Annotated in this window: 20 protein-coding genes; 6 read left to right on the top strand and 14 right to left on the bottom strand. The window is 49.1% G+C overall.

Going from position 1 to position 22,288, the window contains the following annotated elements:
- Positions 1-170: 170 nt before the first annotated feature.
- The 8 genes from RMR21_RS25720 to RMR21_RS25685 all read right to left on the bottom strand — a co-directional run bounded on the left by RMR21_RS25720 (position 171) and on the right by RMR21_RS25685 (position 8,179).
- A complete protein-coding gene (locus tag RMR21_RS25720) occupies positions 171-1,460 on the bottom strand; it encodes a serine hydrolase domain-containing protein (protein WP_498672846.1) in 1,290 nt (429 codons plus the stop codon).
- Positions 1,461-1,974: 514 nt separating this feature from the next.
- A complete protein-coding gene (locus RMR21_RS25715; RefSeq protein ID WP_498672844.1) occupies positions 1,975-2,829 on the bottom strand; it encodes a hypothetical protein in 855 nt (284 codons plus the stop codon).
- 17 nt (positions 2,830-2,846) lie between these two features.
- Positions 2,847-3,902 (bottom strand): phosphotransferase, encoded by a 1,056-nt coding sequence (locus RMR21_RS25710; RefSeq protein WP_498672843.1) that lies wholly within the window; start codon positions 3,900-3,902, stop codon positions 2,847-2,849.
- Positions 3,903-4,688, bottom strand: a complete 786-nt coding sequence (locus tag RMR21_RS25705; protein ID WP_498672841.1) for a hypothetical protein — start codon at positions 4,686-4,688, stop codon at positions 3,903-3,905.
- Between the two features lie 5 nt (positions 4,689-4,693).
- Positions 4,694-5,395 carry a hypothetical protein gene (locus RMR21_RS25700; RefSeq protein WP_498672838.1) on the bottom strand — a complete coding sequence of 234 codons (702 nt, stop codon included), beginning with the start codon at positions 5,393-5,395 and terminating at the stop codon, positions 4,694-4,696.
- Positions 5,396-5,556: 161 nt separating this feature from the next.
- On the bottom strand, positions 5,557-6,252 hold the full coding sequence (locus tag RMR21_RS25695) for an HAD family hydrolase (RefSeq protein WP_498672837.1): 696 nt from the start codon (positions 6,250-6,252) through the stop codon (positions 5,557-5,559).
- Positions 6,253-6,254: 2 nt separating this feature from the next.
- The gene (locus tag RMR21_RS25690; RefSeq protein ID WP_498672835.1) at positions 6,255-7,316 is read right to left on the bottom strand and encodes a hypothetical protein; all 1,062 of its coding nucleotides are present in this window, start codon (positions 7,314-7,316) and stop codon (positions 6,255-6,257) included.
- A 137-nt stretch (positions 7,317-7,453) separates the two neighbouring features.
- A complete protein-coding gene (locus tag RMR21_RS25685; protein ID WP_498672833.1) occupies positions 7,454-8,179 on the bottom strand; it encodes a thioesterase II family protein in 726 nt (241 codons plus the stop codon).
- 189 nt (positions 8,180-8,368) lie between these two features.
- On the opposite strand from RMR21_RS25685, the gene RMR21_RS25680 reads away from it, so the two are divergent.
- From RMR21_RS25680 to RMR21_RS25670, 3 genes are all read left to right on the top strand, one after another.
- Positions 8,369-9,457 (top strand): nucleotidyltransferase family protein, encoded by a 1,089-nt coding sequence (locus RMR21_RS25680; protein ID WP_498672831.1) that lies wholly within the window; start codon positions 8,369-8,371, stop codon positions 9,455-9,457.
- A gap of 71 nt (positions 9,458-9,528) precedes the next feature.
- A complete protein-coding gene (gene aepX, locus RMR21_RS25675) occupies positions 9,529-10,425 on the top strand; it encodes a phosphoenolpyruvate mutase (protein WP_498672829.1) in 897 nt (298 codons plus the stop codon).
- A 60-nt stretch (positions 10,426-10,485) separates the two neighbouring features.
- Positions 10,486-11,412 (top strand): beta-ketoacyl-[acyl-carrier-protein] synthase family protein, encoded by a 927-nt coding sequence (locus RMR21_RS25670; RefSeq protein WP_498672826.1) that lies wholly within the window; start codon positions 10,486-10,488, stop codon positions 11,410-11,412.
- A 35-nt stretch (positions 11,413-11,447) separates the two neighbouring features.
- Here RMR21_RS25670 and RMR21_RS25665 read toward each other — a convergent pair whose 3' ends face one another.
- From RMR21_RS25665 to RMR21_RS25655, 3 genes are all read right to left on the bottom strand, one after another.
- A complete protein-coding gene (locus RMR21_RS25665; RefSeq protein ID WP_498672825.1) occupies positions 11,448-11,720 on the bottom strand; it encodes an acyl carrier protein in 273 nt (90 codons plus the stop codon).
- A 34-nt stretch (positions 11,721-11,754) separates the two neighbouring features.
- Positions 11,755-13,242, bottom strand: coding sequence for an AMP-binding protein (locus tag RMR21_RS25660; RefSeq protein ID WP_498672823.1), 1,488 nt, complete (start codon positions 13,240-13,242; stop codon positions 11,755-11,757).
- A gap of 229 nt (positions 13,243-13,471) precedes the next feature.
- Complete coding sequence (locus tag RMR21_RS25655) at positions 13,472-13,975, bottom strand: GrpB family protein (RefSeq protein ID WP_498672821.1); 504 nt, start codon at positions 13,973-13,975, stop codon at positions 13,472-13,474.
- A gap of 106 nt (positions 13,976-14,081) precedes the next feature.
- Between RMR21_RS25655 and RMR21_RS25650 the strand changes: the two genes are divergently transcribed.
- Both RMR21_RS25650 and RMR21_RS25645 read left to right on the top strand, forming a co-directional pair.
- The gene (locus tag RMR21_RS25650) at positions 14,082-14,972 is read left to right on the top strand and encodes a beta-ketoacyl-[acyl-carrier-protein] synthase family protein (protein WP_498672819.1); all 891 of its coding nucleotides are present in this window, start codon (positions 14,082-14,084) and stop codon (positions 14,970-14,972) included.
- Positions 14,973-14,974: 2 nt separating this feature from the next.
- Entirely contained in the window at positions 14,975-15,676 is a 702-nt protein-coding gene (locus RMR21_RS25645) for a hypothetical protein (RefSeq protein WP_498672817.1), read from the top strand.
- Positions 15,677-15,698: 22 nt separating this feature from the next.
- Here RMR21_RS25645 and RMR21_RS25640 read toward each other — a convergent pair whose 3' ends face one another.
- The 3 genes from RMR21_RS25640 to RMR21_RS25630 form a co-directional block, all read right to left on the bottom strand.
- Entirely contained in the window at positions 15,699-17,315 is a 1,617-nt protein-coding gene (locus RMR21_RS25640; RefSeq protein ID WP_498672815.1) for a nucleotidyltransferase family protein, read from the bottom strand.
- Positions 17,316-17,354: 39 nt separating this feature from the next.
- Positions 17,355-20,051: a Gfo/Idh/MocA family oxidoreductase gene (locus tag RMR21_RS25635; RefSeq protein ID WP_498672813.1), complete on the bottom strand. Its 2,697-nt coding sequence runs from the start codon at positions 20,049-20,051 to the stop codon at positions 17,355-17,357.
- A gap of 127 nt (positions 20,052-20,178) precedes the next feature.
- The gene (locus RMR21_RS25630) at positions 20,179-21,261 is read right to left on the bottom strand and encodes an iron-containing alcohol dehydrogenase (protein ID WP_498672811.1); all 1,083 of its coding nucleotides are present in this window, start codon (positions 21,259-21,261) and stop codon (positions 20,179-20,181) included.
- A 205-nt stretch (positions 21,262-21,466) separates the two neighbouring features.
- Here RMR21_RS25630 and RMR21_RS25625 point away from each other — a divergent pair, with 205 nt between their 5' ends.
- Entirely contained in the window at positions 21,467-22,285 is an 819-nt protein-coding gene (locus RMR21_RS25625; protein WP_498672809.1) for a TauD/TfdA family dioxygenase, read from the top strand.
- Positions 22,286-22,288 lie beyond the last annotated feature (3 nt).

Genomic DNA, 22,288 nt, shown 5'->3' with positions numbered 1-22,288 from the left:
GGTGCATCGTATTGATGTCCCGTAGGCTGGCTGCAGGCCCAAACCCGTCGTGTGGATCTCACTCTAAACTCAACCTAAGGGTTGGTCATCTGCAGCCGATTGTCAAGATCAAATTTAGTTCAAGCAAGCTAAGGTTGCTGTAAGCGACGTTTCTCATACATAATGGATGGCTATAATGCCCTCGTAGCGGGCAATAAGAAATTTTTCCCGTCGTGATGAAGTGTGACTGCATAACAATCTCCACCATCGCCAATATGAAAGGTTAGTTCGGCTTGGAGAGACGAAAGGTAAAACCGGAATCCACTCACTTCAGGTATTGGCACAGTCTCTAAATTATTAAAGCGAACATTTAACACGCCTGCAACTACTGATACCTCAATCTTTAAATTCGCAGATCCATACTTTCCAACAAGTTGACTAACTGCAAAGTTGCGAATGGATGCATGGCGGTGCTGGTTCTGAGTGGTATGCAGAGCGCGCTGATCAAGCAGGAGCCTCCCAAACTCATCGATGCCATGTCTTAGCGCAGTATTAGCCAAAACCACTACACCCTTTTTCAAAGTTGGATCAACTCCAATGAAGCTTGCATATCCTCCAGTCTTTCCCGCCTGCCAAGCAACGCTGTTCTTATGGATTGAAGGGAACATCCAGCATGCCCTAGCGCCGACACCCAGAGGAGACACCTTTTCGCTGGGAGAAACCATAAAACTTGGCGCCGCCGCCTCTAATCCAAGTAAGGCACGTAAAACTACCGCCAAATCTGAAGCAGTTGAATAAAGCCCCCCCGATCCTACAAAAAGGCCGAACTTCCAACGAGGCACAGGATCGAACGTCGCTGTGTGTCCAGGGATGAGTCCAAGGAGCCCGATAGGATCGAGGGTTGTAGATTTTAGTAATAATTTTCGAGTGAAATACTGATTCAAAAGTTGATCATATCCTAGGCCGGTTACTGATTCCAAAACATAAGTAAGTACTGCATAAGAAAAATTTGAATATAGCCTCCGTTTTCCAACTCGAACCCCATCTTTAAGATCATTGTGCAGGTCGTGAAGTGAATACTCCGCGAAGGGCCCGATTAGCGTCGGTGGAGAAAGAGATCTGGGCATATTAGGTAAGCCAGACCGATGTGTCGCCAAATCGGCAAGCGTGAGTTCCGCTATATTTTGAACCTTCTGAACTATCTCAGGCGACAAATGACTGCGAATAGGCGCCCTCAAGTCCACGACCCCATCTTCGGCTAACGCGGCTAATAGAAAAGCCGTGAACACCTTGGTCACCGAACCAATTTCAAATATTGTCTCCTCGTCAGGTTGCCGGTTGTCGTCGCTGGCGAACTGGCCGGCGGAGGCAAACTTCGTCCCGCCAGAGTCTACGAAACCAACAACTATGCCTAATGCCTGGCGTTGTTGGTTCACAAAGCTCGACGCTAAAGCGCCTAGCACGGGATCTTGTTCATCCATGCGGGACAATTAAATAGCCTTTTCTGTCGACTCAGGAGAGACTTGCCGCGCTGAGGGTACACTTCTAATTTCTGTATTCAACCACTGGCATATGACCGGTCTTACACAAGGATTGGTGATAAGTCTGATCTTAAAGCAGTTGCTGTGGTCGCGGCGGCATCCGCAGAGAGCGTTGATAAAGAAGGCAGGTTTCCTCGGGAAGCAGTCAAAACTATGAGCTGAGCGCTTACACTGAGCTGCAACCCATCCACGATTTAATATGTTCCCATGTACTTGCCGCCGAGCGTCTGCGCGGGGACGACACGACCGTACAGCTTCTGGCCTGAACGGGCTAAGCTTGTCGCTTACGAATGGGACGTAAACGCATTGCCTCATCGGCGAGAGTTTTCTCTTGGGTGATGACACGCTCGATCTGACCTTCAATTTTACGAATCTGAGCATCAAGCATTGCTTTCAGGTCTTCATCTGTGCTGTCGGCTGGAATAGCTTGTCTTGTCCGCCAGCTTAACTAAACTTAGATGGAATACATTGAGGATGTCTTGTAGGCTAACCCGTGAAGAGCATCTGCGATAAGGCCCGGGTCTCCGAGACAACGCACCCCGTCGCAGCTCAAACTTATCGCTCCGGTCAACTCGCCGATCACCCCCTTGTCTAATGCCCCAATTCCCTTTTGTGTTGCAGGGGAGAGATTCTTTTTTGATCTATCGAAGATCCGTTGCGCGGCTTCAAAAAGTCGGGTAGCTGCCTCGTGATAGGGTATTGTTTCCGCCTTAAATTTCGGGCCAATTTGCAAATCTGCGATTGCAACTATCTTGACACCTTGGTATGGGCCGCCTTCGCATTCCTCAAGCTCCCAACGGTCTGGGGCAAAACTTAAGTTCTCAGCCTCGACCTGCAGGGAGGGTGGTCCAAAATCGTCTTTTCTTATTAAAATAGCTCTCGATCCCGCAAGTATCTCGCCCTTCCGTGACAGTATTACGGTATCCCCTGCGAGAACTCTCCAACCGCGCGCTTTTAGTTCTAGGCTCACCGTTGTTTTTCCTGCGGCGTGAGGACCGATTAGTAAAACAGCTAATCCGTTGTACTCAACGGCTACACCATGGACTAGCAGCATACTTCTTTTCGCGGCCTCCTTTGCAATTAGCGCAAGTGACGCACGACGAATGTCGGATGGAGACACGAGTGGGTCTAGAATAATGGAGGTCGCTCCAGCCACGAGGACGCTGGATTTTGACCTCGGCTTCATTTGCTCGGGAAACTCAGTGATTGCTGCTGCCGGTACGCGCTTCCGAAGCTCAAGACGGACTAAGGCCGTGAGAGGCAATCCATATGCCTGAACCTCTATACCCGAAGTCATCACCTTCCACATCTTCTATCGCCGATCCGCTATAGCTGCTTTGAAATCTCAGACATGACTCGATCGGCTCGATCGATATCTCTTAGCAATTTGGTGGCGGCGATATGCCGCAAACGCCAAAACTCATCCAGCTCTTCTTGCAAAAGCCCACCGCCATTGTAGTGCTCTTTGATCCCGTACAGGCTCTTCAGCAGCTGGATTAGTGCAACACGCGCTGATGCCCTTATATCGTTTGGATTGACCTCAGGGTTCGTCGTACAATATCCTTCTACTACCAACCTAGCATAATCCAACCAATCGTTCGTACCTTCGACTGTGTTAGGATAGAAAGCAATTCTTCCAAGCTCGTATGCGATCAGAAACGCTTCTGGCGGCCGAAAATCTACTACGGCAGCCAAGCGTCCCGAAGAGAACAAAATATTCACAAGGCTATAGTCGCCATGCAGAACCTGTGAAGTGAGGGGCGGAAGAGATTGTAACAGAGGCAATAACTCATCCAGCTGCGTTCGCCTCGTGGCGAGTTGTAGAAGCGCATTTCGGTCAAAATCTTCGGCGAAACCATTTCTTATCTTTTCGGAAACGCGTTTCTCAAGAGAGCTTATTTCCGTTCGCAGGTTTGTCACTGAGATGTCAAACCATCGAATTGTTTTTTGAGGTGACGATTTGGCTTGCGCTATATTGGCAAAGGTTCGGTGGATGCGGCCGAGAACTTCACCAATCTCACGATAATGCACCTGCTCAAGTCCACGCTTTTTCACTTCGCCATCTATCCAAGACCAGACAGACAAAGAATGGTTTGTAGATTTGTCTATCCGGTGACCAAATTTGTTTTCGATAATTTGGGGGGTGGGTACCCCGGAGCGACGCGCCAATTCCGTAGCTTCAATAGCCTCGTTTTCGGCTCCGAGGTTTGAGCGTTGGACGTATTGCTTTACGAACACCGTGTAGCCGTTGCCGACCGCTTTAAAATTGTAACCTCCCTCGCCGAAATTAAGGCGCGACAGTTTCGCGTCCGAAAAACCGTATTGGTTGGCAAGCACTTTTTCTATGCCTGATGTAAACTCTGGACTAAGTAGCGGGGTCATCTAACTGAGGTCCTTTCGCTCCCAAAAGTTTTCCCAAACTTGCGCGGCGACCGCATATGCCATCGTTGCTCGCTCCGGGGATCTGTCAGCACCTGTCCATTCGAAGACAGCTTCTATCGGATGTACTGCCCGCGCATTCGCGATAAGATTAAATACCATTTTCGTGCCAGGACTTGTGAGGCCTGATCCCGGATCGGTGACGTGAGCGAATCGGACAATCGGCTCATAGATCGCTAACGCTTCTTCAGTTTGGACAACGCCGAACTGACGGCAGGCCAGGCTAACCTGTTGACTATCGATCAATATTCCTATGAATGCTCTTTCGCAGCGCTTCACGAAAGTCGCGGCGGCGGAAGGATTGAACCACAACGGATCATGTAATTCTACTACGAACTTTTTATTTGTCACCGACCCCCATCGGTGGATAAGTTCCGTCCAACTATTGCAGGAAACGTAGCCTCTAGCTGTCAACCGCAATGTGTTGGCCCCAAACAAGTCGGCCGCATGGCAAAGGCGCAATAAGTTATCAGGTGGGTTCTGCACTGGTAACGATAGTGACGAGTCCGTAATATCTATTTCTGTCGTCACTACCGTGACGGGTGGCAGTAGGTTTGCGATACCCGGAAGCATTTCAAGTTTCCGCTCTGTCCAACTCGCAAAATCATATCCCCTTTGCCCGCCCCGCAGATGAATGAACGGGAGAGAGTGGTCTTTTGCTATCCGCGCTAAAGCCTTTAGATTAATGTTGGCGAGCCCAATACTGTAAAATCCTAATGGTGCGTGCATCACTTTCACCAACAAAAAATGACGAACGGCGGAAGCTTTCGGGAGAAAGGATTTCGAAGCTCTGCATAAACTCCGGGTGCATCTGTTCCATCAATCAGAGCACTTGCCTGATGCAAGGATTCTTTATAGTGACTAAAAGCTAACCAGTCAGTAACGTCAGCAAAAGTCTGGCGGTACGTGACTGGTGGCGGCGCCAGTTCATGCATTCCAACAACAGTCAGGGCTTGCCGATGAACGGTTAGCGCATCAATGACAGCACCCTCGGAGGGAGTTCCGAGAATTCCTAACCGGCCACCTGCTTTGATCGCCCCTAGTGCGTCAGATATTCGATCCGCACAGTCTATTACGACCGAAGCGCTTCTTGTCCGAAGAGCCGGAACGATCGGAACGTCTGGAAAAAGCGCTGCCATATATTTGGAGTTTCTTGTAACAACTTTGATGTCCGTTGCCTCGAGGCGGCGTAGCTCTAAAACGCACCCGATTGCCACGGGGCCGGAGCCAAAAACCGCAATAGACGTAGTCCTGAGATCTTTTTGCATCAGCGCCAAGCCCACTGCAGCAATCAGTTGAAATCGTGCTGCAGCGATAACTTCCACCGATAGTGCATGCTTGATAAATAGCGAACGGTCGTTAATAATTGCGTCCTGTGAGCCGTGAGGTAGGGGCTCTAACACTCCGACGCCGTCACGTGAGAGTTTAATGTTCATGTAGCCTGCATAACGATCAGCCTCGTGTTTCGTACTTGCTAGCTGTCTCCGTTCGGTACCTGGGCTCAAAATACTAAACACATCGGATTGCGTGTCAGCTCGCGTTGCGGGAGGACATAAGGTTATTTCGCCCCCGCTGAACTTGATTCTGCCCTTAGGGTTTATTGCCACTGGTTTTTCTCCAACAAGGCGGGCAGCTGTGAGACATCATCGATTTCGGGTATGTCCTTAGGAGCCCGGCCAGGTCTCTTTCTACCGTTTAACCAGACAGCGTTCATGCCATGCTTCACAGGTTCGATAACATCTCGAACTAGGGAGTCTCCTACAAATAGTAACTCCCTAGGTAGGCAATTGCCTGCTTGTACTATCAATTTGTAGAATTCCGGGTCCGGCTTTCCAAATCCAAGTGTCGATGAAATAAAGGTTCGTTCGAAGAAATCTAACGCGTTACTCTGCTTTAAAGCTCTGAGTCTGGAGGAGGCAGGGCGTCTGGTATTGGAAGCTAAAAAAAGCCTGTACCCCTTTTCGCGAAGGGCTCTCACCACCTGAACTGCCGAATCGTGCATTTGACTGTCCGGCGAAGACGCCCAAAGCCGCTCAGAAAACTCATCGTATTTCACGCCCAATGAGTATTTTGCGGTCAACGGCTCAAGAAGCTCGTCCCAAGCATGTACTCCCCCAAAACATGAGTATTTGAGCACAGACGCGTTAAATAACGTACTTAGATCAGCGATCATGGATTCGCTTATTTTCTCTCCCATCTGATGCCAAACATTGATTACATCTTCAATGGTTAGCGACTTAGATGGAAACGCCAGAGTCCCGCTGTAGTCTAGAGCTATGCACCGGATCGCCAATTCTACTCTCCTCGCAGCATGAAAGCCCAAAGGTCCTCGAAAGCACTTAAAGCATTGTAAGGTACATCTAACTCTTCTATTTCGAGTGCCTCAGCTTTCCCCTCAACGATCGGCGACGTAATCTCAGGGATAGAAAATAGGCGGAACGGATCAACTAGATAGCGTCTGTCAAAACCGGTTGCCTCGAATTCCGAACGTAAGTCTCCAAGCCGGGAATTCACATGTTGAAAACAAGCGGGGACGGGCCGAATATTGGCGATCCGCAAACGGCCGGTCGAGTGTCCGCAATACGCTATTTCCAAATATTTCTGCACCTCGTCAGGATCGAACGCTAAGCGCTCTCCCCGGGGGTGAGTTCGGTCCGAGGCGATGCCCCGTCTTAGTTCAGGTTCGAATTTTGCGACTCGCTCCAGACCGAACACCTCTTGCAACAGCGCCCGTCTCACTGCGACACGTCCGGGCCAGCCTATCACGTCCCATTGTGGTCCAAGCTGGCGAACAAAAACGATGTCGTCAGCGAGAAACTTGGCACCTTTCAGCGAGGCAGCTAGAAAAGCAAGAGTGGACTTACCGCTCCCGCGGTGGCCCGCCCAAACCAGAGTTTTGTCACCGTAGGAAACAGCTGACGCATGGAGGGGTATCCATCCGTCAAGTAGCAGGCGTGAACTCAGGATCTGTTTTATGACCCGCGAAATCCACTTGGAATCAGCGCGTTCGATTTGTAAGCAAATTGCCATATCCTTCTGACTGATGAACATTCGAGCGCGATCGCCCGTGTTTTCATCCAGAAGCCATACTAAGGACGAGTCAGAGCCTATTTCCTCTATGAACCATGGAAAGGGTTCTATTCCACCTGGCCGATACATTCCAATCACCCGTGACTTATCGGGCCAACGCTCTGCTAAATCCAGTTTCGAAACCGACATTTGCCAGGTCGGCGATCTTTCTCTCTGACTAACCACGAACGGAGCGGGTAGCCGCAAAGTCAAGTCCGTTAAGCCTGGCTGAAGATCAATATGTATGACCGAACTCTCAACTGTCAGAGTAACCTCGTATATCGTCATGTCCAAATCACAAAAGTTAGCCGGCATCCTGGCTATGTTATGTTATCTTGAAAGCACCATTAACACTCTTGGCACGGCTGCTTTCCCGGATTGTAGGTAGTTGAGACGCACAGATGAACGTCGGGTTTGTACAAGTGTTAAGCACGGGGCTTTCGATGTTGAGCCGAGGACGTAATTAAAAGTTTTTGGAGAACGGCTGAGAACTCACGTGGCCGCTGGTGAAGGAAAAAATGATCGCCGTCGAACCATCGAAGCTCGAACCGGCCGGTTGTGAATCTTCTCCAACGATCCAGTTCCTCGAAAGTCAAATCAAAATCCTCAGCGCCTCCGAATGCGTAGAGAGCACAGTCAATCGGCTTGAGAGAACTTGGGATGTAAGTTTCCGCGGCGCGTACGTCTCGCCTCAGTGTAGAACGTATTAAGTCCAGAAATTCAGGGCAACTCGAAAGCTCGCTGGGAATGCCCCCAAGAGAGGCAATCGCCACATCAAACTCACGATCAGGAAGAGTATGAATTTCGTCGCGTGACATCGGCAAGTCGGGCGCTCTGTGCCCGCAAACAATAACGCATGTTGGTGGTGAAAACCCCGTGGAACCGATAAGCGACGCCATTTCGAAGGCTAGGAGTGCACCTAAACTATGCCCCAGCAGGGCATAGACTTCTCCGGGGCTCAAATCGCCAATCACCTTTCGAACAAGATCCTTGGCCATCTGCTGGACGTTCATGTCCACAGGGTCAGCATAGTTCTTCGAGCGGCCTGGTATCGCCAATGCTTGTAGCTGCACATGAACAGGAAAAAATTGTTCCCACCCTGAAAAGGCACTTGGGGACCCACCTGCGTGTGGAATTATGAACAAGCGCATATGCGGGAAATCTCCGCTGGTTCGTTATTCAAACAGGCGCGCAATCTGCGAATCCTGCCGCCTGTCGTTGTACAAATCGGCGGCTAGCTCAATATTCGCGATTAGCGCGCATCTCACGGTTGCCATTCTCGATATGTCTTATACAATTGCATTTGCTTGGGGTCAAACTGATCATGTTGGATTTTAAAGATGACGAACGAACAAAGTTTGTTGCTGGCCCTTTCCAAGGCTCTTGCCCACGGGCACAGTATGTTTGAGGCAGGTGACGATTTAGAGACAGTTGATGTTGCCCAAACCTTACGCGAGTCTGTACGACAGGGTATTTCGCCAATATTTTCCAGATTTGTAATGGGAATTGAGCGTGGCAAGCTTCCAGACTCAGGACTAAATGATGTTCTCTATGACATCCTACTCTTAACGTCGATGCAAAACGCAGCGTTAAGTGCGGAAATAGCTAGAATTATGTTCGCCTTTAAGAAACAAAGACTCAACATTTTACCTAGAAAAGGCGCGGTTTACGCTTATCGATATTACCCAGACCCTGCTATGCGCAGCTTCAAAGATGTAGATTTTTACGTGAATTATCATCAAAGGAAAGAAGTTGAACAATGCCTATCGGCGCTTGGATATGTCAGAGGAGTTTTTGACCGAAGAAGCGGGGAGGTGAACCGCCTAGACCGACGCCAAGAATTAATGTTTCAGCTTTATCCAACTCACCACCCACCCCTTGTTCGGCTTACCGGGAACGGTTTTCTGCCGGCTGTTAAGCTTGATCTCGCATTTAAAATGGGATGGGAAGGAACAGGATTTGAAGAGCTGCATCAGTCGATTTTGAGCGATGCTTTCGCTCAAGCGGAGGGGACTAATGAGCCGCTATTCGCAGCCGGGACCGTATTTCACCTTATCGATTGCGCGCTTCACCTTTATCGGGAGGCATTCTTTGAAAAGCCGGATGCATCAACTAGCCGATGGACGGGTGTCAGCGTCAAAAAATTTCTCGACCTAGCAATGCTTTTTAGAAATCTTGAGCGTTCAGACCTGGTAGCGCTATCGCTTTACTTGTCGAACAGAGAATTCGCAAAGATATTCGCCTGGGTTAGTTTCCATATCGATTCAATTTTCGAGACTAAGTTCTCTTCCACTTTAGGCCTTGACCCTATCAACCTAGGAGCTCTCCTTGATCGGTGGGTTGCTCCGGGCGGATCGCAGTATCAGTGGCCTGGCAACATGACCGAGCGTCTTTTCTGCAACTCGTTGAGATCAATTTGCAAAGCTTAACGAACTTCAATCGTTGATGTCTTCGAGCAGGTCGGGCCCCAAAAAACTAATTCGAATAGAGAGGATTTGAAATGAATCTTAATACGAACGCCGAAAAGCAGCAGCCTTCTCTGTTGGCAGATATCCGCTCTGTCGAAACAACAATTTTCTTGGAGGCACATAACGGTCTTTCAGCACGCATTGTAGAGGAGGCCGGCTTTCGTGGGATTTGGGCTTCTGGGTTGACAATTTCGTCGTCTCTGGGCGTGCGAGACGCCAATGAAGCGTCTTGGACCCAAATAGCCGAGGTCGTGAACCAAATGGTGGACGCTACAAAATTACCGATATTGGTCGACGGGGATTCAGGATATGGTGATTTCAACACCGCTCGACGTGTTAGCAGGAAACTGCAAAAAATAGGGGCAAAAGGTATCTGCTTGGAGGACAAACAATTCCCGAAAATGAACTCGTTTATAGGTTCTCGGCAGCCTTTGGCAGATGTCGATGTATTTTCAGGAATTTTGAAGGCTGTTAAAGACGCACTAGTGGATGAGGAATTTGTATTGGTGGCCCGGACAGAGGCACTCGTGGCGGAAAGGAGTCTAAACGAAGCGCTTGATAGAGCCTACGCCTATGAAGAAGCGGGCGCTGACGCAATCTTGGTTCATTCGAAGCAGAAAGTGGCGGATGAAGTCGTTGCCTTTGCCCAGGCTTGGCGCGGCACATGCCCCCTAGTAATTGTTCCCACGACTTACAAAGTCACTCCCAAGTTGCTTGAAGATAACGGGTTCTCGGCCGTAATCTGGGCCAACCACCTCCTCAGAGCGTCGATCACCGCGATGCAACAGGCTTCTGCTCAGATCCGAGATGGCGGCCCTGAAATGTTAGAAGGCACTATAGTTCCTGTTTCTGAAATCTTTCGAATGCTGAATTACGTCGAACTTGAGAGGGATCAGCAAGTTTACAGTGGGGTCTCACGCGAAAGGTAAACACATTGACTCTCACTTCTGCGACCCCGCCACACTGGAATCGGTGAACAGGAATCGATTATGGAAGTCTGGTTAGGCTCTGTATCCACTTGGGTGCCCGACAAAACACTTAGTGTGATGGACGTCAACGGAATTCCGCCTCCGACATATCTGGTCGAGGATGGGTTCCAGTATGTTCCGGTGAGCGATGAATATGCATACTTGCTTGCTGGCAGGGCGGTGATGAAAGCAATCGAGGGGGGTGCATTCCGTCCAGATGAGATCGACGCGATTGTCCTTTGTAGCGAAAGCTTTTGGGATACTGAACCGTCGCAAGCTAGACGGCCTGAGCAGGTCTTCAGAGATGGTTTCAAATCTGAGTTATTGCGCATTGGACTGGGGCATGCTCGGTGTTATGGCGTGTGGATGGCCAGATGTTCGAATTTCAGTCTTGGAATTGGAGTAGCTATGGGTCTCGTTAGCTCTGGCCAGTGTCGCAATGTGTTGGTGGTAACGGCAGATAGATGCATTCCCGGATCGCAGCGGGTTATGGCTAGCGGGTTAAGCGTACTGGGAGATGCCTCTGCTTGCTGTGTGGTAGGAAATCACGGGACATTTCAGCTGAAGGATGTCCACACTACCGGCACTCAGCAGTCCAACGCACAAACAGGAGGTGGTTCAGCAGCAAAGAGTTTCCTCGCAGCTTGTCGGCAGACCGAACACCAATACCGTCAGCGAAGGAACAGGAGTATTTCCGATGCTAGTGTCATAGTTGCCGAAAACTACGTAAGCAGCTTTTTTGATATATTACACGAAGGGCTGGTTTTGAAAGGAGCTCCAATCCTAACACCAACGAAATCCAAATTGGGCCACGCCTTCTCTTCCGACTGTTTATTCAACCTAGAGTCGCTCTACCTGTCCAGCTCTTTACCTCAAAAAGAAGAATTCGCACTTTTAAACTTCGGCCCGGCACTGTTAGGAGCTATTACATTAGTGCTTCCAAGTTGAAAGCCGCACATTATATTATCCTAGAGCGTAAGGCGTTATCGTTGGTCAGTAAGAGTCAACGTGGCGACTCGCTCTGATAGTGCTTCAAGGGTTGAAAGATCTCGAGCGGTGGTTCCTTCGCCAACAAGATCGATATTAAAAGTCGCCTCCACCCGGAGAACAAGAGATACCATATCGAGAGACGTGATACCTAGATCGGTGAATAATGACGTTACAGGAATACTGCTTATACTAACGCCTTTCAGCTGTGAGATTAAACCCGCTATGGTGTCCTGGATGTTGTCCTTTGAAATTGTCTGTTCAATCATCTCAACTCTCGGCTTTATGTTGGTCTCGTAACATTTATTTTTCTGTCGCTTGTGCCTTCTTTAAACACGCAAACAGTACAGCAGGATCTAACTGAGACTTGTCGTTCGGTCCCAGAGGGAGCTGAGAAATCACTCCAAGATGACTGGGAATCGCGTGCAAATCAAGGTAACTCGCTAAATCCTTTCTAACTTCCTCTTCACTGAAGATTGTATCCATCCGTCGTTTGAGAAGCGCACACAAGCGGTCTTCATGAACGAAAAGATGATGTACAAACCAGCCCAGCTTCTCAAAAGCGGCTCGCACTTCCCCGAGTTCGACGCGAAATCCGCGAAGCTTTATCATTTGATCTTTCCGACCAGCAAAAAACAAGTGATCGCCCTTTTTTTCTACGTAGTCACCAGTCCTATAACGCTTCGTGCCAGTCACACTAGCCTGCTTCCCGCTGCCAAATCTAGCGGCAGTAGCCTCTGGATCGCGAAGATAGCCTTCAGCGACCTGTGGGCCACTGATCGACAACTCAAAGATGTCGCTCTCGCTCGTCGGCTCAAGATGCAGTCTATTCCCGGCAGCTGGCTTTCCTAGCGGAGCGGATGGCTTACAAAAATTTTTATAGTTGGACGAAGTTATTTTTTCGTAGGTAACGGCGACCGTTGCTTCAGTTGGACCATAAGTATTGAACACAGTAGCAACTGGGCGGGCGGTAAAAATTGTGTCCAGGTGATCGAAAAGCAGTGGTTCGCCGCAGAACGTGAAAATTCGCACCGATTCCAAGTTTTGTGAATTTGCCTCACCTGCCGCGTTCATAAGTCCAACCACGCTAGGGACGGAGTTCCAAATAGAGATTCGATCGTGCTTAATTTTTCGGGCCGGGAAGAGCCGATCGCTCTCACGTGAAAATGGCACGAGACATGATCCGCTCGACAAACCCCCGTATATATCAGGAACACTAAGATCGAAAGCGATACTAGGATGTTGCGATATCCGGTCGTCTGACGTGTAGCCAACCATCTTAGTCCACCAAGTCAGAAAATGATCGAGGCTATCTCTAGACACCATAACACCCTTCGGCATTCCGGTAGAGCCAGAGGTGTACATGACGTAAGAGATATCGTGAGGCCGATTTTTCAACATAGCATTAGAAGAGGAAGGTATGGCGGATGCATCCACGAAAATACCTTTGCACCCGTAGTCCCGGCAGACAGATGCAAGCGACGGAAGACCTATCACGATGTCGGGCACGAAATCATGCAGTATTCTTCGAATTCGTTCCTTCGGCGCGACATGGTTCACTGGAGAGTAGACACCTCCTGCGAACTGACAGGCCACCATCGAAGCGTAGGCCTCGAAGCCTTGAGGAAGCCCAATTAATACATTTGGCCTCTCGAACTTCTCGATAACGTTAGCTATTCGAAGGACGAGCTCATGAAACTGCTCGTAGCTGTAGGAAGCTCCCCCGTCGTAGACAGCAATGGACTGAGGGGCGCTTTGAACGTGGTGTAGGTAGTTTTTAAGCATAACCATCAAGGCAATCCACTGGTAAATTACTGTCGTTGTAGCTTTTTGCTTAAAAAGTCACGCCACATATCCACGGGCTTGCTCGCTGGTTTCTACGGACAGACATAGGTTCAGACTTGACACTGCGGCCGAGGAAGAGGTGTCAAGCGCCGCCGAATAAAGAACCCTATTGAGGATAATCCGCCCCCTAGCCTCGCGATATTTTAACTTCTCACGCAAATCGGATTGACTTATTTTATTTACAAATACCCGCAATCATCGCGTCAATAAAAGGCGCTTTTTTGCTCAGGTATTCCTGAATCCCGTCTCTGTTTGTTTGACTAAGTTCAAACTTCAGGTCCTGGTATTTCTGACGGTCAACCGGGTTGTTACGAAGATGATCTCGAAAACCTACCATGCGCCTTATCGACCCATGCCCCTCAATGCAAACGTGGATTTTGTGAGTGCGCACGCCGTCTTTGTTCCGCTTAAAAAAGTAATGGCCTGGTGACAAGTCGCCACCCCGTCTATAATTAAGCGAACTCAAGGACTTGGTCCAAGATTCGAGACAGGCAGCGTCTGAGACCACGCACAATATGTCTATCTCAGGTTTCGCCGCCAACCCAGGAACGGCAGTGCTCCCCACGTGGTGGATCGACAGCCCCCTCGAACCAAATATCGACGCTATTTGTTTGGCCTCGGCCTCGAACATAATAGGCCAATCTGGATCATAGCTATCGATTTCAGAAGTCAACAACAAACCAAATCCTCCCTGAGAGCCTCGACCATACGCCTACCCGGCTGGCGCAAATACAATATCTCAAGTATACAATCTGTAGTTCCCTCGATCAAGACTGGAGCAAAAAATGAGCAGCTGTTTTTCGATATCCGGACTAACCTGCCGGCTGGGAGAGATTTGTCAACTCGAAGAGGTTGATGAACTCAAGCCGTACACCGCAGAGCTTCAGATATTCCGCGATTTGGGTTTCACTAAAACGTCTATCATAAACAGCGATCTCGCAGTCGAGATTGAGGAATGTATCCTTACAGCCTTAGACCGCAGCCAACTGTCAGCGCAAAACATCGACCGTGTCATTTTTTGTGGCGAGCCGCCAAATCACGGGAATTCCCGGATCTTTGTACAAAACATTCTTCAGAATACTGGCCTCGCCGAGAAAAGCCGGTTTCTGATTTCTGGCAATTCGAGTGGTGACGCTTTCGCAGGGCTTGAAATCGCAGGAACGATGGTCGCTGACCCCGGAAAATCTTGCCTCGTAGTATCATATTACCGTCAGAATGACGACCATGGCCGGCTTAGCCACGATAATACAGCGATCAAATGCGATGGTGTCGTGGCGCTTGTGGTTAAGTCTCCTCGAGAGGGTCAGCTTCACGTTCGCAACTTTTGCAGAGTTGATCATACCGAATTATCGAGGCTACCGGTACGAGAGGACGCTATTGTAGCTGCTGCATCAATCATAAGGCCGCTTGAGAAGCTCCTAGGAGCAGATGCTTTTGGCGGTCAAACTTCTTTGTCTACTTCCGTTTCGAGGAAAAATAACCTTTTTTTACCTTCTCAGCTTACAGCTCAGCAGTACAGTGGAAAATACAGAGATCTTAACCTCCTGATGGCTGGGCAGCCTTTGTTCCAAATCACGGACATGCTGGAAAATGGAATTCTCAGCCGTGGCCAACCGGTTCTGCTTTACGCACCTTCCCCGCATTCGACCTTCGCCGGGATCGTAGAGGTGATTTAACGTTGACTACTTCTACTGAACACTCGGTTGTACCGTTTCTCATAGATTGGCTAAAGCGAGAGTGTATTTGTCCATTCGGTCGTGAGGCCGCTCAGGCGAATGCAATCTTCTGGGGTCACATTCCGCGAGGACTAGACAAAGATCCGGAAAAAGCTTGCCGCGATTTGCCTTCTGACCTACTTGCTTTCGCGCAATCTAATGCCAATACTATGATTATCATTCTTGAGGACTTATTCGAAAGTCACGAACATGCTCACTTGTCCGCGAAGCGTGTATTCTGCGAACTTTGTATTGCCTCCACCGTTTTGTCGGCACCAGACCGCACGCTGATTGAAGTGAGGTCCCAATGGGTCCTTTCTTTGCTTCGGGAATTGGGGGATCGGACGGTCCCGGTTCTCACACCAACAATCGCAGTTGATATCAATGAACTAAGGAGAGCTTTCTTTGTTTCCATGATGACGCCGTTATATTCATTCGATCATCCAAGGTACAGTCCGCACTCAATCTTGGTCCTGACAGACCACGCGGCGATGGTAGATGTTGGTCGAACTGCAGCTAAGTCCACCAAGTTGTTGCGCGATAGGGTTCAGAAAAAATTATCAAAAAAAATCGAAATGCGTCGAGAAGCGACAGTCGACAATACCTTTATTCCAAGAATTAAAAAACTATACTTAGAAAACTCGCTGTACATTATCCCCTCGTGAATAGTGTACCAGTGGTAGCGATTCAATCGACTATTACTACTTCAGCGGGTTCGGTGTCTCCAGCAAATGTCGGTATGTATCCCGTAACAGAATGAAAGCGATAAACCTCCCTTCTGACGTAATGCTCGAAACCGAAACGCTTCCCTTGCGGAGCCGAAGACATATTTATTCGTTGAAAAGGTACGAACAATTCGAATGTCACTCGGCCTTCATCTTCGCTTTGCTTGATATTGACCGCCACGTCTTCATTGGTCTCACCCTCCGACTTGCCCCCAAGTGCCCTAATGATGCCAATGCCCTCTCGTACAAAGAGTTCATAGCCTGAACCTGGAAACGGTACCGTTGGATCGTCTTCAATAAATTTGGTTTGTAAGGAGAAATTCCCGAGGAAATCTAACTCTACCTTCGGGGCAGAGAATCGCCAAATCATGGAGTTTTGATCGGCGATAATTTCAGCTTCAAAAGCGACACCGAAGAGCGTCGGGATCACATATCGCATTCCCAGACCAATGGGGGGACTTTGCAACGTATAAGAGGGCGATTTACCTTGAGCTGCAGCCTTCCACAGCATAGAAGCGCGCCAATTCGCGTGACGGGCGCTTATGAGAGAGTGATGACCGGACATCATTACTTCTAGGTCAAGGTAATCGAATTGATCCACTTCTGGCAATTCGTATTCAAAAATGAATTCGATGTGATGAGGCCTGATCCCAATAATTTTCGTAGCACTCGCCAACGCGGCTAATATCTGACGGTCACATCCCAGTACCTCAGCCTCCGCAATCAACGTTCTCCAAAATTTCTCTGTGTTGAATTTATGAACAGCGCGGTTGATATCAAGTATGTCACGCACCCAAAGTGCGCGCCCTTTAGTCATATCTTTATATTTATCAACAAGAAAGAGTATCAGCGAATGTTTCTCACTAAGGCAACGGCGAATTTTGCCGTTACACAGCTGATCCGAGCTATATACGAATAGTCGGAACTGGTGATCTGTAGATATACCACGAAACTCCACGTGAACTTCAATCTTAACTTTAATTCCGTCGACCATTTTGACGAAGTCAGATAGCAACCGCGGGGTGGTTTTGTAGATTGGGACGGGCACATCCTCATTTGGGATATTAGAAGAGTCTGAAAAAAAATCGTTCAATATTTGGCGAAAGCCGGCTTTACGCAACAGGAAGTGCATTTCGGGCACTTTGATTTGCTCAATGAGGATATCGACATCACCGGAATCCCGTAAGGTCGGATCTCCATGTATCACCTGTGCGAGAGCGGCTCCCTTAACAAACGCATGGTTAATATTGCGTGTCTTGGCTTCTTGCGAGATTGATTGAGCAATCTCCAACGCAACGCCTAGGCGGCCAATAATGTTCGCATGTGTCTCCTGAAAAATTTCGCGCATATCGGTCGGAATATATTGCTCGTAAATCGAGTAGAACGGCGTGAATATTCGAAAATCGATGAGTAGCGCTCGTAACTCCTCCCAGTCAGTTTTGGGCTTAATTGCACGGGGCATTGCAGCTGCGCCGCCCTGGGCATAGTCGCAGACAAATTGTCTAATGAAAGAAACCTCTGATGGCTTATACGAGGGGCGGGGGCGGTCGGTGATATTGAAACTCGTTGTTTTAGTCATCAGTCGATGTCCTTCTCTGTACGAGACCTTGTCGAGAGGTTACCGGAGACTTGTACCGATATCTTCCCGATCCGGCTCTCGCAACTGGTCGGCTAATAGTGCGATACGGCGCAACGCCCTCAGGTCGATAGGGCCGAGATCCTCACCATCCGTTAGCATCGTTGATACTCCATGCCGGATTGCATTGTGCAGCGGGGCGTCGGGTAACACGTAGTCGGCGACAATGTTGCCCTGTCGCTCAACCGTGAGCCGATGATAATTACGAGGAAGTTGCCACCCGCCGACTGTCGTAACCGGGTCAAAGTACAGTGTCACTGTTGTGATTCCAGCTGTTATCCGAGCATACCGTACTCGATCGTCCAGCGGGCGAAGTTTTTTTTGCCAGTTACCTGATGAAGCAGGGCGAGGCATCGGTCCGAAAGCAGCCTCCGATACGGGCTGAACGATGTTAGAGGACAAACGAATTGATACTGGCTTGCCATCGCGAGCGACGACTGTCTCTTCAGTCAGGGCTGCAATAAATAATGCCTCGCTATATGTGGGGCGAAGCAAAGAATGGACTGGATTGGATGAGACATACTGCTGAAAACTCTCTGGTAAGATCTCCCTGACAATAGTTAGCATATGCAACCACTCATATCCCAACACGCCGTAGGAGCGGTCTACAAAGCGCCCCTTTTCGATTTGCCTTCGCCGATCCTTATTGAAGGTGACATCAACACCGGTAATCGGCTCGCTTGGCTCAAAATTGCGAAGGGCCTGAAGCAAAGCCGGCAAGAGCAAGGTGTGTTTATATTGGTCGATAACGCATAGGCGCGCCTCAGGATGTTGTTGGAGAAGAATAACAAGATCTGGAATCTCATGGGCTTGACAGGCGGGCTTCTCAAGCAAAACGCGCGCCCTCGGATTTAGTTTAAGTATCTGTTGAAGCGAGCTTAGGTGCTCTGCTGTCGGGGTGCAGATACTCCATAGCTGAACAGCGTGAGCAAAATCTTGAGATAACTCCGAGATCGCAGTTACTTGGAATGTGTCTGGAAGCCCTTGGTACTTCGGATCAACGATGCTGAGTTTCGATCCGGTCTCGAGAAGAATTCGGGCATGGAGTCGGCCAGCGACCCCATAGCCTACTATGCAAACCTGGAGGTCATTGCCCATCTCAGGCTCATCTCTATCCTTTTCGGGAGATCGATCTTTTGTCAGTACATATCGGTCGTAATAACGTTCGTACAGCCCTGACGAGCGGATGATTTCATTCACTCGATCAAGATGTAGCCCTGGTGAAAAATGAGTTGGAGCTTGACAAAGTGCGGCAGCCGCAATCAGGGTGCCTGCCCGGTAAGCATCATACCCCTCATTGGGAATTGCGTCTGCCTCAAAGAGATTCAGCGATCTCCCGTCGCCTAAGACCGTCACCTGCCTGGCGTCGTCCAACTTATAGCGCTTGCCGATGTTCGGAATTGTCGTCGACGCAGCCGGATCTAAAATTTCCTTCAGGATGCTAAAATCCCTAGTTGCGAAGGGTGCCAACACCGTTTCATCCTTCAAAACGTCCACGTCGTCAGCGGTAAGGGCAATCTCTCCAGTCGTTCCCGCTATTAGAAAAGGATTTGCTCGGTCAATCGCATCTGACAAGTTTCGGTGAGTGGCGTATCCGGCCTCTGCGGCTTTAATCAGTCGCAAGATATCCTTTTCTACCACGTGAACTAGCATTCCTATCGAGTGAAGCGCCGAGGTTAGTTTTTCGCCGAGCGAACCGTAACCGAGAACTATGGCTGACCGCCCTCGCTGTTTAAACCCTGGTATAATGGTTTGAATTCTTCGAACGCAGGAATCAACAATTTCGGGGTAAGCAAGTTGTTGTTTTAACTCAGATTTGGCAAGATTTAGAATTGGGATATCAATATCGGATACCTGCGCGATGCGTTTAAGGCCAGCAATAGTCAACTCCAGCGCACCGTCGACACGCCGGGCGCTAGATTTGCTTCCATACCCCCATGCAACTAGACCGCCGTCATCGATAATTAGTACCTTCTTCCCGGCAGCCCTTGATGAATCAATGAAATCATCTAAAGGTTCTTTATACTGTAGGAGGGCATCAGGACTAGCGATCGTAGTGTCGATCAGCGCATTATCGAGAACGCCCGTTCTTATACCTTTTGAGCGAAGCGTAGCGTCAATGCGATGTCGGTTCGAAGTCCTGTCGCCTTTTGTAAGAGCCAAGATCCATTCAGGTGGTATTCCCGCGTTCACTATCGCGAGCAGGAAGCCTAGGGTATTTTCTACGAAATGATCCCGAAAAATAAGTGACCAGCCATCGAAGCACTCCTTTGAATCTATTGAACTCTTTCCCAACAGAGGCATCGATTTTTTTATTTCTGCGATTTCCTCCTCGCTGAAACAATACAACTTCGTCCTGATAAGCTCAATTAATTCGGTACCCCACTTCGCTTCTTTGCAGCTTGAAAGATCTGCAAGTATCTCAAGATTACCATCTTCGTGAAACGCATAGCGCTGGGCGTTCACAGGGGCGTTATCTGTCCTGCGCCAAGTTATCACGACCCTCTGGCCGGATGCGGCCTCAAACGCTTCTATAGTTTGATGTGCGGTTGGAATCGACGATAAATCGTTTGCGAGCAGGAATTCGTCGATCACCTTCTTGAGGTTCGAACTTGACATTGGTCCACTTAGAACTTCCCAATCCCGACCAGCGGACGCGCTGCTAAACACTGAAGCCATTTCGTCTCCAAATCCGACAGGCCTGCATAACGCGAATAGCTGACAATTTCAGTAATCGGGCTGCAACACCTAGACTACAAAAGGTTGTGTGGGTGGCATCAATGGTAGGCAGAGTAGCGCAGTTATGTCAACCGTTCACCGTTAAATTTGAAATTGCACGTTGCAATATTTGACGAGCCTCACTCTCGTCGACTCGTAGTATGAAGTTTTTTGAACGATTGCCGTCAAGGAGTGCGAGGTCGGTGGCATCAGTTTTGACGGGCTGATTTAAAGCCTCCACGATCCATGGAGGAGTGTGGATTTTGATCAGCTTTTCTACGCTTCTCCCGAGACCCGAAACACTAGTTCCCCAAGCAGCTGCCGCAAACTCGATCCTAGATGGATGTCTGTCTGCCAAAATCTTAATAAGCTCGCCGAGGGTTAAGGCGCATGCGAACCCATGAGGAATTTTGAATGTTGACGTTAACGGATACGATATCGAGTGCGCGAGCGCGGTTCCAGTTATTCCTATAGCGAGTCCAGCTTGATACGCAGCTTCCTGCATTCCACGCGTTATCTGTTCCGATTGTCTCGTCGAAAGACTCTGTTCAAAAAAAGTGCGGGCGAGCGCCAGGCTACGGGCTGCGTGTTGGTCTGAGATGCTCGTCGCTTTCTGATTCCAAATCGCTTCAAAGGCATGACTTATTGCGTCAAGACCTGCAGCGGCCTTAACCTTTTTTGGCACCGACAAGCAAAGTCTTGCATCAAATAATATGTCATCTGGAAATAGTGCCGACCCACTAATTGAGTATTTTGGATTTGAATCGCCCCATAGGGTTGCAGTACCGGTCGCCTCTGAACCAGAGCCAGCAGTGGTCGGTATAGCTACAAACCGAAAATCACGTTTTTTAAAATCGCCGCGTTTTGCTTCAATCCACTCTAAAAGATTGGTCTCCCCACGAAGGGAACCGGCGGCAATCAAAGCTTTAGCTCCATCAATCACACTACCACCACCTACAGCGACGAGCCCATCGCATGTTACGGAAGTCAGAGTATTCGCCCACCGGAGTGTGGGATGTGAACTGACAAAGACAATACGAACCGGCGTTTTAGTGAAATGGCGCAGCAAACCTCGCTCGATCCATCCTCTCGACGTCACCACCTGCCAACTACCGGAAGCGGCGATTCGCGCCACTTCACAAAGAGCGTTATCCGTATGTCGAGCGTGCATGTTGGTCATCCTATCAAAAAGTCATAACGAATTCTGCGATAAAATGATTGCGTTCCACAGATGCGCTACCCTATAGTAAAGTTGCACGGCGTAATTGCAAGAGTTGCGTAGGATTGATCTATATGCACTAGCTAGCTGCACATTGCTGCATTTGTTATCTTTAGCATCGCCATCAGCGTGATCCGTAAGATCGGGGAGCATTTCAATGTTTACATATCATACAGTGGAGTTTTTGCCGCCGGAGAGCAATCTGCCCTACATAGACCAGCAAATCTTGCCTTCCGAAATTCAAACTCACTTGCGCACCAAAGGGGTACTTCGGGTGAAGCATAGTGCTCTCTCGGAAAGGACTGATGAAGAGTTGGTTACAGAAGTAACCGAAGCATTCAACACATTCGGTTCACTGGTCCCACAAAACAATCAGGGCGATACTATTGTAATCGTGCAAAATCATGGGGAGAAAATGGAGAGCGGCGGACGTTACCACCGCAGCAATCAAGGCGGGTCGATTCATACCGATGGACCGATGATAATTGCAGCGCCAGATCTAATATCCCTTTTCTGCCTTCACCAAGGAGCAGACGGAGGAGACTCCATACTCGTCGATATAGGCGCAATGATTACTAAGATGCGCTCAGTAAATCCCGAGGCGCTCGCCGTCCTCGAGCGACCGGTGTGGTTTGACTGTAAGAACTATTATGGAGGCCGGCCAGCGGCCATCAATGTTCCAGCTTTAGAGTTTACGGATTCAATTACTCTAGTCAGGGCCCGATTTCTAAGGGATTATATATTATCCGGGTATGAAATTGCCGGGATCCAGTTGCCCTCAGAAGTGAAAGAAGCAGTGAATTTTTTCGATTCCGCACTTTCGGACCTTTCGTTTAGCACGAGGTTACGACTGGAAAAGGGAGAGGGGTTGCTTATAAATAATCGCCTAGTCGCCCACGGTAGAACAGCGTTTTTGGATGGAAGCGGGGTTACTAGGAAGATGGTTCGCTTGTGGTATCAAACTTCCTGGCTTTGAAAC

The organism is Agrobacterium sp. rho-8.1 (genome assembly GCF_033957725.1).
Classification (GTDB): Bacteria; Pseudomonadota; Alphaproteobacteria; order Rhizobiales; family Rhizobiaceae; genus Agrobacterium.
Note: the sequence above shows the minus strand (reverse complement) of the source record. Positions and strands in the feature narration are given on the sequence as shown.